Below are 16,867 nucleotides of genomic sequence, written 5' to 3'. Positions count from 1 at the left end.
AAGAAACTAAACTCAAATAGGAGCAGCATTCTAGTTGCTTTTTAAACCAAATAAGAAGATGAAAATTGAAAAAATTGAAACCTTTGTTTTAAAAGATACGCTTTCACAAAGCTTTTTCTTTTCGCAATGGGAATATGCAGAAAGAAGTATTTGCGTAGTTAAAATTACCTGTTCAGACGGGACACATGGTTGGGGAGAAGGTTACGGACCAGCTACTATTTTGGAAGCTGGGATTGAGTTTTTGAAACCAATGGTTATTGGTCAAAACCCACTTGAAAACGAAGTTATTTGGAACGGAATGTACCGTAGAACTTTGGACTATGCTCGAAGAGGAATATTAGTAGCATCGATGAGTGCTATTGATATTGCAATTTGGGATTTAAAAGGAAAAATTTTAGGACAATCTGTTTCTACTTTGTTAGGTGGAGCTCATAGAACTAAGATTCAGCCTTATGCAACAGGATTGTATTTTACCTGTCATGAAAATCCATCCAAGGACTTTGAAGCAGAAGCGAGGTTGTATATCTCTCAAGGCTTCAAAGCAATGAAGATGAAAGTAGGATTAGGTATCAAAGCTGATGTCGCCAACGTTAAAAAGATGCGTGAAATCATTGGACCAGATATTCAACTGATGGTCGATTCTAATCACGCTTACACATTAAGAGAAGCAATAGAATTGTGTCGTTTGATTGAACCTTATGATATTGCTTGGTTTGAAGAACCGATCTCGCCAGAATTTTATAGTCAATACAATGAATTAAGACAAAAAACTTCGATTCCGATTTCTGGAGGAGAATGTGAATATTTGCGTTTTGGATTTCAACAATTGATACAAAATAAATCGGTTGATATTTTGCAACCAGATATTTGTTCTAGTGGAGGATTGACTGAGGCCAAACGTATTTCAGCGTTAGCAAGTGCAAACGGAGTAGATATTATTCCTCATACCTGGGGTACAGCTATTGGTATTCATGTGGCACTTCATTTTATTGCCAATTTGGAAAGTATACCGGGTAGAATGTACCGACCAAATTTCTTGATGGAATATGATCAGACTGAAAATGGTCTTCGAGAAAAATTAACTTTCCCATCTATAGTTATGAAAGATGGCTATATTGAGGTCCCTAATCGTCCAGGTTTAGGAATAGATGTGGATGAAGATGTTCTGAGAGCCTACGCTGTTTCAAAGGATAGTGTTAAGTTAGTACTATAATTATCAAATTACAATTACCATGAATACACAAGATTTCGGATATAAAAAATTATACATTGACGGTCAATTAGTTGATTCTGTTAGTGGTGAAAAAGCAGCAGTGATTTGTCCAGCTACTGGAGAATCTATCGCTCAAGTTGCCTTAGCAGGAAAAGCAGATGCTGAAAAAGCATTGATCGCTGCACAAAAAGGATTTAAATTTTGGTCGAAATTATCTTTGGCTGAAAGAACAGCTTGGATGACCAAATTAAGAACTGCTATTTTCGAAAGAGAAGCAGAATTACGTTCGGCTATGGTTCACGAAATGGGTAAAACCTATGCTGGATCTGCAGAAGATATTGAGGCAATTACAAATGCACTAGAATGGTATCCTGCAGCAATGAAAAACCGCAGAGAAGAGCAAATTCCTGATTACGAGCACACTCACACACATAAGATGGTCGAGCAGGCGGCAGGTGTAGCCGTGGCTTACTTGGCTTGGAATTTTCCATTATTGAATGTTGGTTTCAAAATCGGACCTGCATTGGCAGCTGGATGTTCATTGATTATCAAACCGTCTGAAATGTCGCCTTTGTCAAGTTATATCCTTGGTGAAATACTACACAGTATCGATTTTCCTGCTGGTGTTGTCAATATTTTGGCTGGTCCATCTGCAGAGGTGGCTACAACAATGACAACTAGTACAATCCCTGCTGTTTTGACCATGATTGGTTCTACAGCAACTGGGAAGAAAATCATTGCAGACAGTACAACATCAATCAAAAAATTAGGAATGGAATTGGGTGGAAATGCACCTTTTATTGTTTTTGAAGATGCTGATTTTGATACGGCTTTGAACTTAGCAATTGGATTAAAATTTGGTAACTCAGGACAAATTTGTGTTGCTGCAAACAGAATTTTTGTACACAAGAATATCTACGATAAATTCTTGGCAGCTTATATTGATAGAGCTTCAAAAATTAAATTAGGGTTTAGTATTGATCCTAATGAAACCGTTGATATGGGGCCTGTAGTAGATAGAAGAGCTAGAAACAGAATGTTTGATTTAGTGGCCGATGCTGTAAGCAAAGGAGCGAAATTAGAGTACGGAGGAAATATACCTGCTGGTTTGCCAGAAAATGGAAACTGGATGGAGCCAACTGTAGTTTCTGGAATCACAACCGATTGTCGTTTGTTTAGAGAAGAAACTTTTGGACCCGTTGCTGGTATTATGTCTTTTGAATCCGATGACGAAGTTTTAGAAATGGCAAACGATACCGAATACGGATTGGCTTCTTACATTTTTACAAATAACCATAAAAGAATCCAACGTTTTACAGAGGATTTAGATTTTGGAGAAATTCAGATCAACGGCGTGAAATATGCCATCTACTTGCCTCATGGAGGAATCAAAAATAGTGGTATCGGACACGACTGTTCACATTTAGCACTTGACGATTATTTGGTAAAGAAAAGAGTGTCAACCGCACTTTAATTACAATTAACTATTAACTAACTAATATAAAATGGATACAGTAACGTTGGCTTTTTTACTTGTGATTTTTGCAAGTATTTTTCAAGGTTCTTTTGGATTGGGAATGAAGTTTATGGCTCCTCTTAAGTGGGAAGCTTGGTGGCTTGTTCACTCTACTTTTGCACTAATTCTATTACCTACCGCATGGGCGTATATGGTGGTGCCAAATTTGTTTGATGTGGTGACAAGTGCACCAACAGACGTGATTATTGAAGCCATGATTTATGGTGGATTGTGGGGTATAGGTGGTATTCTTTTTGGGAAAAGTGTACCTTATATCGGGATCTCATTGACTTACGGAATTGTTATGGGAGTTTGTTCGGCAGCTGGAGCTTTGATTCCGTTGTTTATGAACGCTGGAGAAACAGAGAAACCTTCTTTTCCTTACATTATTGTTGGAGTCCTTGTTATGTTGGTAGCAATTGCTATCACAGCCTACGCAGGAATTCAAAAAGATAAAATGTCACATGCAGACGAAAATACAGAGAAAGTAAATCTTCCTACTGGATTGATAATCGCCGTTTTAAGTGGTCTTTTATCTGCTGCTTTGGCAATTGGTTTTGGTAAAGGAGAATCTATCGGTAAGTTGGCAGAAGCTTCTGGAGCAATTGCGCGTAATGGTAGTTTGGCTATTTGGGTTGTCGTTCTTTGGGGTGGATTTGTTGTAAATGCAGGGTATTCTTTGTTTTTATTAGCAAAAAATAATACTTGGAGTTCTTTTTCTACACCAAATGCTGGCAAAGCCTATTTGTGGTCTATCGTAGCAGCTTTACTTTGGTTTGGTGCTCTTGGTATATATGGTCAAGGTGCTACTTTAATGGGAGATATTGGTAAAATTATTGCTTGGCCTATCATGCTTGGATTATCTCTAATTGTGGGTAATGTTTGGGCATACATGAACAACGAATGGGAAGGTGCCAAAAAGCCTTTTAGTATATTGTTGTTTGGTGTGTTTGTATTAATCATCGCCGTAGTTATCACAGGTTATTCAGGAACGTTAAACGGATAAGATTCGAAAGAATCTGTTAAATAAAATAAGATATGAAAATGAAAAAAACAGCTATAGCATTTGGTGCGATTTTGTTGACATCGATTTCTTTTGCTCAAAACAAAGGAATCGTTGATAATACAAATAGTCCAAACGTAAAATTAAAGAGCATAAACATTGGCGATTGTCATTGGACATACGGATTTTGGGCAGATAAATTTAAAATCTGTGAAGAAAAAATGTTGCCTTATATGGGCGAGGTTTTAATGGGAGATGTAGGTCATGGTTTGAATAACTTCAAATATACTGCAGGTCTTGAAAAAGGAAAGCACAAAGGTTTTGCATGGCATGATGGAGATTTTTACAAGTGGATGGAGGCATCTTCTTATGTGTATGCACAAAATAAAGATCCAAAAATCTTAAAACAATTAGATGACATCATCGCTATTATTGCAAAAGCACAATTGCCAAACGGTTATTTGCAAACTACAATTCAGTTAAGCGATAACAAAATTGATCCTTTCGAAAACAGAAAGTATCACGAGATGTACAATAGTGGTCACTTGTATACGAGTGCTTGTATTCACAACCGCGTTACAGGAAAAAGAAACTTTTTGGATATCGCTATTAAACATGCAGATAACTTGTATTCGGTATTTTTTCAAGACACAAAGCAATACGCTCGTTTTGGATTCAACCAAACTCAAATTATGGGTTTAGTAGAATTGTACCGAACTACAAAGGATAAAAAATACTTAGAATTAGCAGAAAAATTCATTAACCGCAGAGGACATAATGGTATCGAAGAAAATTCAACTACCAAAGGTTACCCAGTAGGAGATATGGTGCAAGAGTTTACACCTTTGCGCGAGTCTAATGAGGCTGTAGGACATGCTGTTTTGGCTTTGTACTACTATGCTGGTGCTGCTGATGTAGCTGCCGAAACCGGTGAGAAATCACTTGTTGATGCATTAGACAGACTTTGGGAAAATGTTACAGAAAAGAAAATGTATGTTACAGGAGCAGTAGGACAAACACACTACGGAGCTTCTACAAACAGACAAATGATTGAAGAAGGTTTCATCGATGAATACATGATGCCAAACATGACGGCTTACAACGAAACTTGTGCTAATATTTGTAACTCAATGTTCAGTTACCGTATGATGGGACTGAACGGAAAATCAAAATATGCCGATGTTATCGAAAATGTATTGTTCAATAGTGCACTTTCTGGAATCAACCTTGAAGGAGATAAATACTATTATTCAAATCCATTACGTAAGATTCACGGATCCAGAGATTATTCTAAAATGAATACAGAATACCCAACACGTCAATCGTACTTAGAGTGTTTCTGTTGTCCTCCAAACTTAGTGCGTACCATTGCACAAGTATCAGGATGGGCATATAGTTTGTCTAATAATGGTGTTTCTGTGAATTTATATGGTGGAAACATTTTGGATACTAAATTGGTAGATGGTTCTAAATTAAAACTAGAACAAGTATCAAATTACCCTTGGGATGGAAACGTGAAAGTAACTATTAACGAATGTAAAAAAGAGGCATTCGATATGATGTTCAGAATTCCAAACTGGGCCAAAGGAAGTACATTAATGGTAAACGGAGCTGACGCTGGAGTTACTATTGTGGCAGGTGAGTTTGCTGTAGTTAACAGAAAATGGAAAAAAGGAGATATCGTAACTCTTGAAATGCCAATGGAAGTAAAATACATGGAAGGAAACGGACGCATCGAAGAAGTACGCAACCAAGTAGCGGTAAAAAGAGGACCAGTGGTATACTGTGCTGAATCTTCAGATTTACCAAAAGGAGCTAGTATTCTTGATGTTTATCTTTCTGGTGATTCTAAATTTGACGTAAAATACCGTCCTGATTTCTTAGGTGGTGTTACAGCAATTTCTACAGATATGATGATTCGAAAAGACAAAAAAACAGATGCAATGTATCAAGCCGTTGCAAAACCAGTTTTGGAATCTGCCAAAGTACAACTTGTACCGTATTACGCATGGTCAAACAGAGGTGATTCTGAAATGACAGTTTTCTTACCAATTATCTGGAAATAAAATTTTTTAAAGTTGGTTTAACTTTTAAAACGTTGATAGTAGCAATACTGTCAACGTTTTTTTTTGGCATAGGCTTATACTATTTTGGGCGTGACCCTGCGTAAGCCCGATAATTATCGGGGACGGGTCGGCTCCCGAAGCTTCGGGACTATCCCTCAAGCAAAAAAAAAGAAGAACTGTGTTTTTGAAACACATAGATTTACAGATTTTTCTTTGCGCACAAAGAAGGCGTGCCACTTTCATAGGGCACATAGTTAGAATGTGAGCATAGACTATTATTGAAGGCGCCAATGTGAGTTTTTTTATGTAGTGAAAGGGAATAAAAATGTATCGATAAGTCATTTTGTTTCCACAAAAGTTCTCGATACACTTCTATCTCCAAAAGCTATCGCATTTGGAGACAAAAGCACTCGAACTGACGTGTGTAAAATGCGATTTAGCGCAATGATCTAATGACTGATTTTTATTATTGAAAATTTCTACAATTTCTCTAATCCGTGTCCCAAAAAGCTGCTAGCTAATTTTAACCTTCGAGCCTTACTGTCTTCGTGGCAAACTACCCTATATGGAATTAATGAAATTAGTCAAATTAATATCCCGCTCCAAGTTCATTTTTTTGCGTAATCGGTGGCGAGCAACATGCACGCTACCTAAAGAAATACCTAATAAATGTGCCATCTCTTTGCCCGAAAAGTTTAGTTTTATCAAAGCGCATACTTTTAAGTCTGCAGCGCTTAAATCTGGAGATTTTTCTTGAAGCCGATCGTAGAAATGTTCGTTTAGTTCCATGAACTGATTATTGAAAGAATCCCACAAACTCACCGATTTTTTTTCGAGCTGCTGAATTACTTTTTTTGTGTTGTGGTCAGTGTTTGCATTTTCAAGGTGCGATTTTAAGGTCTGAATAATTTCTTCCTTTTCAATTAATTTAAGCATGTTAGCAGTCAGTTCCTTGTTTTTTAGCTCTATTTGCTTTTTGGTGATTTCCTCCTCTTTTTCGTGTTTTATAGTTTTCATTTTGCTACGAAAGATCAATCCTAAAATGATAGCAATCAAAACAATTCCAAAAAAGAAAAATCGGAAACGAAATAAAGCCTGATTTTGTTTTTCAATTTTTAAACTTTGATCGCGCAGTTGGTTATTTTTATTTTGTAACTGATCTTTATACCTGTTTTTAATAGTCAAAAAACCTTGGGTGTCTTCATTTCGAGGATTAAGATAAGTGTCATTAATCAATTTGGATTCTTGTAAATTAAGATAAGCATTTTTATAATCGTTGATTTTAGATAACAAATCAGCATAACGTAAAAAAATAAAAGAGCGGTAAAAGGTGTTCTCACCATTGCTGTCTTTAATCTGTAATGCTTTTTCGAAATAACTTTTTGCTGCCGAATAGTTGTTTTGGCGCTCATAATTAATAGCCGTCCTACAATACAAAATCATAAAAAAGCTATTGTCTGTAGCGCTTAGGTTTCCGTTGGCTTTCAAATTTTCCATGCGGTTGCAGATATTCAATAATAAATCCAGAGCTTCTTTAAATTGGGAATCAAATTCATGTTCAGAAACTACTTTTTCATCTAAATATACTTTGTAAATAGGATCAATTTTAAATTTTTCAGCAAGAGATTCACAAAAGGCTACTTGTTTTTTTAGTTCTGATACATTTTTTATTCGCTGATAATACATCGCTAAGTTGTAATGCGAGCGATACAATTGAGCGTAACTAGCAGCGCCTTTCAAGTTAACTTTAGAATAATAAGCATGTGCTTGTTTAAAGTGTTCACCAGCCTCATCATCTTGTTTAAAAAGAAAGTGGAGGGTTCCAAATTCTTCATGTGCTTTTGCAATCAATAAAGGATTTTTAAATTCCTGGGCCATAAACAATGCTTCACCAGAATTGACAAAAGAATCTCTGTAGGCTAAACCTGCTCGATCCGCAGCACTTAATGAAATTAAAGTTTTAATGATAAGGCTAGTATCTTTCTTTATAAGTGCTTCTTTATTTTTCTTTTTTAGTAAATCAATCGCATTTTTTGGATTCGACTGATAACTAATTAATCCTTCTGCAGTATAACTTTTAAATTGCTGTGCATTTAACCATGTAAGGTTGGTAATGATGAGGAGTAAAGTAATATAGAGAGAGGTATATGGAGTTTTAACATTACTTAAGGTCTTCATAAATAAGGGTTTGTTAGTTATATTACGAATGTACAAAATAAGTAATAGGTTAATAATTTTTTACCTTAAAATTGATTGATGTTAAGTTTTTGTAAGCCGATTTTTTATAAAGTTTGTCATGTTGAGAGTAGCTTTGTAACTCAATAACTATGATTTTAAATTTGAACCAAAATGAAATTAGCTGTTTTAGTATTTTCTTTTTTAAGTTGCTCCTTTCTTTCAGTTAAAGCGCAGCAAAAACCTAATATCTTATTTATAGGTATAGATGACCTCCGACCAGAGTTAGGTTGTTATGGATCTGATGAGGCCATTAGTCCAAATTTAGATCATTTAGCATCTCAAGGTTTATTGTTTAATAAAGCGTATTGTCAGCAAGCTATTTGTGGGCCTTCTCGAGCAAGTCTATTAACAGGTTACCGACCTGAAACGAGTGGTGTTTTTCATAATTATATTAAATTCAGGGAAGCGAATCCCGATGTGATTACGCTTCCACAGCAATTTAAGAACAATGGATACGAAACTGTTTATTTTGGTAAAATATTTCATCACGGCGATCTAGACGATCAACTATCGTGGAGTATTCCTTCAAGCAAAGAAAGAGGACCAGGTGGTTATCAGTTGGCTGAAAACATAGCGCTGTCCAAAAAAAATCTTAAAGACATGACTATAAAGTATGGCGCCCAAGCGAAATTAGGTTTGGGTAGTGGTCCTGCTTATGAGTTTGCGGATGTTCCAGATGATGGTTATGGAGATGGATTTAATACCAATCTAGCTATCGGACAGTTAAAAGAGCTAGTTAAGAACAAAGATAAACCTTTCTTTTTAGGATTGGGTTTTCATAAGCCGCACTTGAATTGGACTGCTCCTAAGAAATACTGGGATTTGTATGATGAAAAAAACATTCATCTGAGTACGCAAGTTAACGGACCAAAAGATGGTGCTACTATGGGTTTGCATGCTTCTTTTGAACTAAGAACCCGTTATGATATTCCGAAAGAAGGAGATATAAGTCCGGAACAAGCTATCAAATTAAAACATGCTTACCTAGCCTGTGTGAGTTATGTCGATGCGCAAATCGGAAAGATGATTGGTGCATTAGAAGATGCAGGTGTTCGTGATAACACCATTATCATTGTCTGGAGTGACCATGGTTGGCATTTGGGCGAAATGGGTATTTGGGGAAAAGCAACCGATTATGAAATTGCCACTAGAGTACCGCTAATGATTTGGACGCCGGATATGCCGAAAGGAAGTCGAGGAAAAACCTCAGAAGCATTGGTTGAATTAGTAGATATGTACCCAACTTTGTGTGAATTGGCTGGTATTGAAACGCCAAAACATGTAGAAGGACAAAGTTTTGTTCCCCTGCTCAAACAACCGAATAAAAAATGGAAAGCGGCTGCTTTTAGTCAGTTTCCCGATCCCGCTTTACGCGAATGGGGCGCCTATCCTTTGCGTGACGGAATGCGCGAGACTTTTTTTGAGCCTTTAATCGAAAAAGTAGAACAAAGAATAATTGATCAGCAAAAAGAAAAATGGAATAGAGATTTATTCGAAAATGATTTAATGGGCTACACTATGAGAACCCAACGCTACCGATTAATTGTTTGGAAGGACACGAAGCATCCCAAAGAAAAACCCTTGTATGTAGAATTGTACGACCATAAAAAAGATCCAACAGAAACAGTCAATATTGCTTCTGCAAATCCTAAAGAAGTAAACCAACTTTTGAAACAATTTGAAAAAGGTTGGAAAGGAAACCAAGCTAAATAAAAACTGAATATCCGTTACTAGACCTACAATTATACAAGGCACGTAGATTTTGCAGGTATCTGCAGAATCAAGGTTAACTGATCTGCTAAAATCAGCTAAATCAGCGTGACATTTTTTTTGGTTTACATAGCGAGCAATCATAAAATAAATTAACCAAACTACAATTATGAAAAGAAGAGATTTTTTAACCAAAGGAACACAAGGTGCTATTGCAGCAGCGGCATTAATTCCGCTGGGAGTTAGTGCAACTCCGACAGAAAGCCCATTGCAAGTAGATGATTTAGGCGATAGAAAAAAAGACAATTGGCTAGAAGTAGCAAGTGGAAAAAAAATAAAACCCCAACGTAAAATCACCAAAGAATTTGATGTTGCCGTTCTAGGCGGTGGTGCTGCCGGTATTTGTGCGGCGGTGGCTGCCGCTCGAAACGGAGCTAAAACGGTTTTGGTGCAAGACCGTTCGGTTTTGGGAGGGAATGCTTCTAGTGAGATTCGTGTGCATTTAAACGGTGTAAATCATCTTAAGGGTGGGTTACCCGAACGTGAAACCGGAATTATAGAAGAATTGTTATTACTCAATCGTTTTGATAATGCGCAAGCTTCGTTTCCTGTTTTTGATCATGTAATGTATGATTTTGTGGTACGAGAACCCAATTTAGAATTGATGCTCAACACCCAAGCGGTAGAGGCAAAAATGTCTGGAAATAAGATAAAAAGTGCTCGTTGCTGGCAATCCAATACCGAAACGGAGATTACCATCAAAGCACCCATTTTTATTGATTGTTCTGGTGATGGTTTGTTGGCTGCAACTGCTGGTGCAGAATATCGTACTGGTCGTGAAGCAGCATCTGAATTTGGGGAGAAATATGCTCCAAAAGTAGCTGATGGTTGGCAGATGGGAGCTTCGATATTGATGTCTTCCAAAGATATGGGCAAACCAATGCCATACACTGCACCGTCATACGCCATTCGATACAAAGCCGAAATAGCACATAAAAAAAGATATATCAAAGGTTTTGATGAAGGGATTTGGTGGGTCGAAGTAGGAAGTGAGCACGACATTATAGCCGAACAAGAAATTAATCGCCATAAATTAATGGGCTATTTACACGGTGTTTGGGATTATATTAAAAACTCCGGAAATCATCCTGAAGCTGCAAATTATGCATTGGATTGGGTCGGGAATTTGCCTGGTCGTAGAGAGTCTCGTCGTTTTATAGGTGATTATATTATGTCGGAAACAGATATGACAGGACACAAACATTTTGAAGATGCCATTGCTTTTGGAGGTTGGTCGCTAGACGAGCACAATCCGGGTGGAATAGAAAATCCATCGGAGCCGCCAAGTTATTTTCATGCACATTTTGATGAAATTTATGAAGTGCCTTTTCGTTCTTTGTATTCCAAAAACATTGACAATTTGATGTTCGCAGGTCGTAACGTGAGTCAAACGCATATTGCACTTTCGTCCTCCCGTATTATGGCAACTTGCGCTTTGATGGGACAAGCGGTGGGAACAGCTGCTACTATTTGCGTAAAGAAAAACGTAAGTCCGCGTGATATTTCAAATAAATTTATAAATGAATTACAAGAGCAATTGTTGCGAGATGATGCCTTTATTCCGATGCGTCCTGCTAATGATCCTTTGGATTTGGCCAAAAAAGCGAGTTTAATTTTTGCTTCTTCTACAATTTCTGGTGATGCAAAATTGATGAATGATGGTTGGTCTCGTGATATTAATGATAAAATTCATCATTGGGAATCAGAGGGGCTTAATGCCGAACTGCAAATGGAGTGGGATAATCCGATTGATTTATCCACGGTTGAAATCAAGTGTGATACCAATGTGAAACGCAATATTATGATGCGAAAAGACCAGCGCCATGATAAAATTTACACTAACACTGTTCCAGAAGAAATGCTGAAAGCAGTTGATTTGGAAGCAAGAGTGAACGGTTCTTGGATTAAATTGGGAACTTTGGATAATAATAAAAGGCGGTTGATTAAGTTCAAATTTGATAGCGTTAAAACAACGGCTATTCGATTAAAACTGAAAGAAACTTATGGAAAGAAAAGCGTGAAGTTGTTTGAAGTTCGTTGCTATGCTTAGTTTTTTGAAACACATAGATTCATAGATCTTTCTTTGCGTATAAAAAAGGCGTGTCACTTTCAGAGGAATCATAGACTAGACGTAAATTACGAACGCATGTAGGCTGAAATTGAAAGGATTTAAGGTGATTTTTATTTTGTTGAGAAGTTTGTTGCTATGCTTAGTTTTTTGAAACACATAGATTCATAGATCTTTCTTTGCGTATAAAAAAGGCGTGTCACTTTCAGAGAAATCATAGACAGGATGTAAATTACGGACGAATTTAGGCTGAAATTAAAAGGATTTAAGGTGATTTTTATTTTGTTGAAAAGTTCGTAGCTATGCTTGGTTTTTTGAAACACATAGATTCATTGATCTTTCTTTGCGTATAAAAAAGGTGTGTCACTTGCATAGGAATCATAGACTAGATGTAAATTAGGGACGAATTTGGGATGAAATTGAAAGGGTTTAAGTTGATTAATATTTTGTTGAAAAGTTCGTTGCTATGCTTGGTTTTTTGAAACACATAGATTCATAGAATTTTCTTTGCGTATAGAAAAGGCGTGTCACTTTCAGAGAAATCATAGACAGGATGTAAATTACGGACGAATTTAGGCTGAAATTGAAAGGATTTAAGTTGATTTTTATTTTGTTGAGAAGTTCGGTGTTATTCTTAGTTTTCTGAAACACATAGATTCATAGATCTTTCTTTGCGTATAGAAAAGGCGTGTCACTTGCATAGGAATCATAGACTAGATGTAAATTACGAACTAATACAGTCTGAAATTAAAAGGGTTTAAATTTATTTTTATTTCTCTTCATTCCAGAACAGTCGTTTTTAAAGTTTTTTTGCCACGAATTACACAAATTGCCACAAATTTTGATCTGCATAAATTGAATTACTCGAATTTTTATCGATTTTAAGAATTAGCGTAATCTTCAAAAATTATTATCCGTGCAAATTGGTTTAATTTATGTTTAACTTTTTTTCTAAGCGAATGCCTGTCTTATTTCTCTAATCGGTGTTCCAAAATAGAAGGGACCAAGTTAACTGTGAAATCTGTGTTTGTAGTTAGTCTTTATCTTAAACTATTATGGTAATGAATAGTTCAAATAAATAAAAAAATGATTTTTATAAACCTTATAATCGCTCTTTTTTTTCCTCCAAGCTCGCAAGAAGTTTGGAGCAAATACCAGATTAATGGGTTTACGCAAGGCACGACCTATTCGGTTACTTACTATGCGCAGCAGCGGATAGTGAGCGAAAGTCAATTGGATAGTATTTTTGCTCGAATAGATGCCTCGCTTTCTATTTATGATGAGAGATCGTTGATAAGTCAATTCAATGATTCGAAAGATGGAATAGTAATGGACACCCATTTTAAAAATGTAATCCAGTGTTCTCATGAAATTTATCAGGATACCGATGGATTTTTTGATATTACGGTTTTGCCATTGATGGAAGCATGGGGTTTTGGTAAAAAAGGAATTGTTCCAACAGAGCCAAATTCAGAATTGATAAAAGAAATTAAGAAAAATACAGGTAGTAAACTTTTGCAAATAAAAGGAAACTCCCTTTCGAAAAAGAATCCGAAAGTAAGAATTGATGTTAACGGTATTGCGCAAGGCTATTCGGTAGATGTGGTCGCTGATTTTTTGGAACAAAAGAAAATTGTCAATTATTTGGTCGAAATAGGAGGTGAGATTCGAATAAAAGGAAAACGACAACCCAGTGGTGAGTTAATGAAAATCGGAATCGAATCGACAACCCATCAGGAGCATCTGCCAAAGTCCTATCAAAAAATAGTGAGTATTCCCGAAGGAGCGATTACGACCTCGGGCAACTATCAAAAATTCTACGAAAGTAAGGGAAAGAAAATCGCTCATTTGATGAATCCAAAAACAGGTTATCCGGTTCAAAATGATTTGATAAGTGTAACCGTTTTTGCTCCAGACGCGATTACGGCCGATGGTTATGATAATGCATTAATGGCTATGGGATTGAAAAAAGCTTTTCAATTTGTTTCGAAAAGAAAGAAGCTAGAAGCCTATTTTATTTACAAAGATGATAATGGCGTGGTAAAAGATACCGCAACCACTGGTTTCTATTCTTTTTTTAGATAAAAGAAGTTGGTAAATATAAAAACTAAGAAATATATGTTTCATAAAAATAAATATAGTGCGCTAAAGTTATTTACAGTAATCCTTTTTGTTTTAACTGGATTGGTGACAAACGCTCAAAATCCAGCGCCAACGTATAAGGAAATTGTACATGATATTGCGATTATTCACGAAGGGCTGAGTTTTACCGAAAAACAAAAAGGCAAGTTAATCGAACTGCAAGACGCAAAAGGTTTGGCTTTTCAGTATTATATGGATGTCGAATCGGTGATTTGTTTGGATCATAAATGTAAAATAGTCCAAGTACGCTTGTTTTGGGACAAATTAGGTTTTTACAATCGATATGAAATGGCCAAAGGTATTGTATTGGAAAAAACAGATGGGATTTCGTTTAATGCAGCCGACTATAAAAAACTAGATAATATTTTAGGAGATAGGGATTCGAGTTTAAAAGAATATTATCAAAATCAAAGACACCTTGCGTCTCACGGAAGCGAAGGCTTAATTGAACTTGATGGCGCCACAGGAGCGACTTCGGGTATTGATGAAAATTCGATTGTCAAAGGAGCGGCTTGGACGAGTTGTACGCTTTGGCATTGGGCTAATGGAGAAATTTTTGAGGTAATTAGAAAACAAACTGCCAAAGAATTATCTACGGATGCCTTGGTGCAATCCTTACATCAGGAGGATGAAAAATACCGAAGTTTTATAATTAATGAATTGATAACTAGAAAAGTGTATGATCCAACTTCAGTTGCGGTGGTTTTGCAAGAGATAGGAAATGTACCATCGTTGTCTAGACTTTTGATGGATTATATCGAAAAATCACCTTCGGATGTTTATTTTGATGCGATAAAAAAATTATATGTTAGCTCGGACAAGTCGTATCGAGTGATTTTTTTGAGTTCGTTATTGCAATTTGTAAAACCAGATTCGGCTGCCTTTTTTGAATGGGCTACAAATCAATTAGTGACTGTAGATTCTTTTCAGGAGTTGCAATTGTTGTTTCGAATACTGGACAAGCAAAAACCACTTTCTTCCCTTGCAATTGAGAATGCGATACAGTTATTAGGCCATTCTCAATTTTTGATCGCTCGTGCGTCTTATTACTTTCTTCAAAATAAAGTAGTAACCGAAAGTCAAAAAGCGCAACTGGATCTTTTTCAGAAAAAAAATGGCGAACGTTTATAGGGACTTGCGTGAGGGATTGAAGCGGTATCCTTTTTTGGCCCGATTTTTTTCGGGACCAAAAAGATATAGCGGAAAGCCGAGGGCACTGAAAAACATCGCATATTTTGATTATCATCGTTTTTTAGACAATAAAAAAACGCTTGTAACAGGAGTTATATAATCCGTTGCAAGCGTTTTCCTTTTTAATCTTGATTTTTAATGTTGGTTCAATAAGGCTATTTTGAGTTTAGCTAGAGTCATTTTGAGTAATGCAGCAGTAGCTTTCATTTTTCTACATTAATTTGAGTATTCTTTTTAAGTTGACTGCGAAAATTGCTATTGCACCTTGCATTTGCATATTGGTAATGCCATATGATATTGCTCTATCATAACCATGTACATTTTTCAACTCACTATTTTTCGCTTCTATTTTATATCGATGTTTTGCTTTTTCTTTGTAATAGTCAGTTTCTTGAAAGCTGATTTGTTCTTGGTGTAAGTCCGATTTTATCGACACCGAATATGTTTTTGTCTTGGATCCTTCTTTATAACAACCCTCTTTTAAAGAGCAGGTCTTACATTTTTCCACATCAAAATAGTAGGTTTGTATTTGATTGGTTCCAACATTTTTTTTACCTTGGCGAGCCTTTCGTATGGCCATATGACCAGCAGTGCAAACAAATCTATCGGCATCTTTATTATAGTCAAATTTATCTTCGTCTTTTCTAGCTCCTTGTGCTATTGTAACATTTAGTCTGGCTACCACTTTAATATTTTGCTCCCTTGTGAGTTTGAGATTTTCTTTTCCTGTATAAGCTCCATCCCCAATAATAGTATCAACATCAATTCCGTTTTTTTGACTAATCGCTAAAAGTCTAGGTAATTCTGGTCCATCCCCTTTTTCACCTGATGTGACTACAGCCGCTGTAATGATGCGCTCCTCGGTCATAGCTAAGTGAGTCTTATATCCAAAGAAAGAACTATCAGCAGATTTATGACCCGTTTTAGCATCTGCATCTTTTGATAAGGTAAAATTTTCTTGAGTGTCTTCTACAGTTTCTTTGAGTAGATTTAATTTCTCTTTCACAGCTGGAATCGAACTTATTGACGGCTCATTTTCAATGCGTTTTTCCAACTCTTTACAATAAGCAAGTTCCTTCTCTAAGTCATTGTCTGTATTTTTTTCAGGCATATGTTCTTTGAATTCCTGCTCAAAGCTGTATACTGTTTTTCGCAGTAGCTTGGAACGTTCTCTCAATACATCGATGGCTAAAAATGGATTGGATCTTGATAAAGTATGTGTGGCATCAACGATGATAGACTTCGAACGAATAATACCTTTTTCGATAGCAATGGTGACTGTTTTGTTTATCAACAGATTTAATAGGTCGGTATCCTTTAGACGTAGTTTTCTAAATTTTGTTAACGAACTCGGATTGATAACATCGTCTTCTGGATTCATATCCAAAAAATATTTGAAGGACATATCGTATTGAGAACGCTCCACGACATCAATATCGGAAACAGTATAGATTGTTTTAAGTAGTAAATACTTAAACATACGAACGGGACTTTCTGCCATTCGCCCATTATTGGGACAGTACTTATTTAACAACTCATCGTAAATGAATGAAAAATCAATCAAATCATTAATTTTTCTTAATAGATTTTCTTTTGGAACTATTAAATCATACAACGAAGAATACTCGCTGAATTGTATTGTTTGTTGTTGTACTAACAT

10 protein-coding genes are annotated in these 16,867 nt (G+C 36.2%); 8 read left to right on the top strand and 2 right to left on the bottom strand.

Annotated elements, in window-relative coordinates; translation table 11 throughout:
* The first annotated feature begins 58 nt into the window (after positions 1 to 58).
* From FFWV33_RS17890 to FFWV33_RS17875, 4 genes are read left to right on the top strand one after another with little or no spacing between them, the layout of a single operon-like run.
* Positions 59 to 1,213 carry a mandelate racemase/muconate lactonizing enzyme family protein gene (locus FFWV33_RS17890; RefSeq protein ID WP_108742158.1) on the top strand — a complete coding sequence of 385 codons (1,155 nt, stop codon included), beginning with the start codon at positions 59 to 61 and terminating at the stop codon, positions 1,211 to 1,213.
* A 19-nt stretch (positions 1,214 to 1,232) separates the two neighbouring features.
* On the top strand, positions 1,233 to 2,687 hold the full coding sequence (locus tag FFWV33_RS17885; RefSeq protein ID WP_108742157.1) for an NAD-dependent succinate-semialdehyde dehydrogenase: 1,455 nt from the start codon (positions 1,233 to 1,235) through the stop codon (positions 2,685 to 2,687).
* 31 nt (positions 2,688 to 2,718) lie between these two features.
* Complete coding sequence (locus FFWV33_RS17880) at positions 2,719 to 3,735, top strand: L-rhamnose/proton symporter RhaT (protein ID WP_108742156.1); 1,017 nt, start codon at positions 2,719 to 2,721, stop codon at positions 3,733 to 3,735.
* Positions 3,736 to 3,767: 32 nt separating this feature from the next.
* Complete coding sequence (locus FFWV33_RS17875; RefSeq protein WP_342748663.1) at positions 3,768 to 5,798, top strand: glycoside hydrolase family 127 protein; 2,031 nt, start codon at positions 3,768 to 3,770, stop codon at positions 5,796 to 5,798.
* A 561-nt stretch (positions 5,799 to 6,359) separates the two neighbouring features.
* Here FFWV33_RS17875 and FFWV33_RS17870 read toward each other — a convergent pair.
* A complete protein-coding gene (locus FFWV33_RS17870) occupies positions 6,360 to 7,976 on the bottom strand; it encodes a helix-turn-helix transcriptional regulator (RefSeq protein WP_108742155.1) in 1,617 nt (538 codons plus the stop codon).
* Positions 7,977 to 8,147: 171 nt separating this feature from the next.
* On the opposite strand from FFWV33_RS17870, the gene FFWV33_RS17865 reads away from it, so the two are divergent.
* The 4 genes from FFWV33_RS17865 to FFWV33_RS17850 all read left to right on the top strand — a co-directional run bounded on the left by FFWV33_RS17865 (position 8,148) and on the right by FFWV33_RS17850 (position 15,147).
* Positions 8,148 to 9,749, top strand: a complete 1,602-nt coding sequence (locus FFWV33_RS17865) for a sulfatase (RefSeq protein ID WP_108742154.1) — start codon at positions 8,148 to 8,150, stop codon at positions 9,747 to 9,749.
* Between the two features lie 166 nt (positions 9,750 to 9,915).
* On the top strand, positions 9,916 to 11,856 hold the full coding sequence (locus FFWV33_RS17860; RefSeq protein ID WP_108742153.1) for an FAD-dependent oxidoreductase: 1,941 nt from the start codon (positions 9,916 to 9,918) through the stop codon (positions 11,854 to 11,856).
* Positions 11,857 to 12,960: 1,104 nt separating this feature from the next.
* Positions 12,961 to 13,959, top strand: a complete 999-nt coding sequence (locus FFWV33_RS17855; protein ID WP_108742152.1) for an FAD:protein FMN transferase — start codon at positions 12,961 to 12,963, stop codon at positions 13,957 to 13,959.
* 33 nt (positions 13,960 to 13,992) lie between these two features.
* Positions 13,993 to 15,147, top strand: coding sequence for a hypothetical protein (locus FFWV33_RS17850; RefSeq protein WP_108742151.1), 1,155 nt, complete (start codon positions 13,993 to 13,995; stop codon positions 15,145 to 15,147).
* Between the two features lie 271 nt (positions 15,148 to 15,418).
* Here FFWV33_RS17850 and FFWV33_RS17845 read toward each other — a convergent pair whose 3' ends face one another.
* On the bottom strand, positions 15,419 to 16,867 hold the full coding sequence (locus FFWV33_RS17845) for an IS1182 family transposase (protein ID WP_108739214.1): 1,449 nt from the start codon (positions 16,865 to 16,867) through the stop codon (positions 15,419 to 15,421).

The organism is Flavobacterium faecale (assembly GCF_003076455.1).
In the GTDB taxonomy this organism is placed as follows: domain Bacteria; phylum Bacteroidota; class Bacteroidia; order Flavobacteriales; family Flavobacteriaceae; genus Flavobacterium; species Flavobacterium faecale.
Note: the sequence above shows the minus strand (reverse complement) of the source record. Positions and strands in the feature narration are given on the sequence as shown.

Excerpts from the sequence above, each read along its gene's own strand:
- FFWV33_RS17865 (WP_108742154.1), top strand. The coding sequence starts at position 8,148 with ATGAAATTAGCTGTTTTAGTATTTTCTTTTTTAAGTTGCTCCTTTCTT.
- FFWV33_RS17885 (WP_108742157.1), top strand. The coding sequence starts at position 1,233 with ATGAATACACAAGATTTCGGATATAAAAAATTATACATTGACGGTCAA.
- FFWV33_RS17880 (WP_108742156.1), top strand. The coding sequence starts at position 2,719 with ATGGATACAGTAACGTTGGCTTTTTTACTTGTGATTTTTGCAAGTATT.
- FFWV33_RS17870 (WP_108742155.1), bottom strand. The coding sequence starts at position 7,976 with ATGAAGACCTTAAGTAATGTTAAAACTCCATATACCTCTCTCTATATT.
- FFWV33_RS17850 (WP_108742151.1), top strand. The coding sequence starts at position 13,993 with ATGTTTCATAAAAATAAATATAGTGCGCTAAAGTTATTTACAGTAATC.
- FFWV33_RS17890 (WP_108742158.1), top strand. The coding sequence starts at position 59 with ATGAAAATTGAAAAAATTGAAACCTTTGTTTTAAAAGATACGCTTTCA.
- FFWV33_RS17875 (WP_342748663.1), top strand. The coding sequence starts at position 3,768 with ATGAAAATGAAAAAAACAGCTATAGCATTTGGTGCGATTTTGTTGACA.
- FFWV33_RS17860 (WP_108742153.1), top strand. The coding sequence starts at position 9,916 with ATGAAAAGAAGAGATTTTTTAACCAAAGGAACACAAGGTGCTATTGCA.
- FFWV33_RS17855 (WP_108742152.1), top strand. The coding sequence starts at position 12,961 with ATGATTTTTATAAACCTTATAATCGCTCTTTTTTTTCCTCCAAGCTCG.
- FFWV33_RS17845 (WP_108739214.1), bottom strand. The coding sequence starts at position 16,867 with ATGTTAGTACAACAACAAACAATACAATTCAGCGAGTATTCTTCGTTG.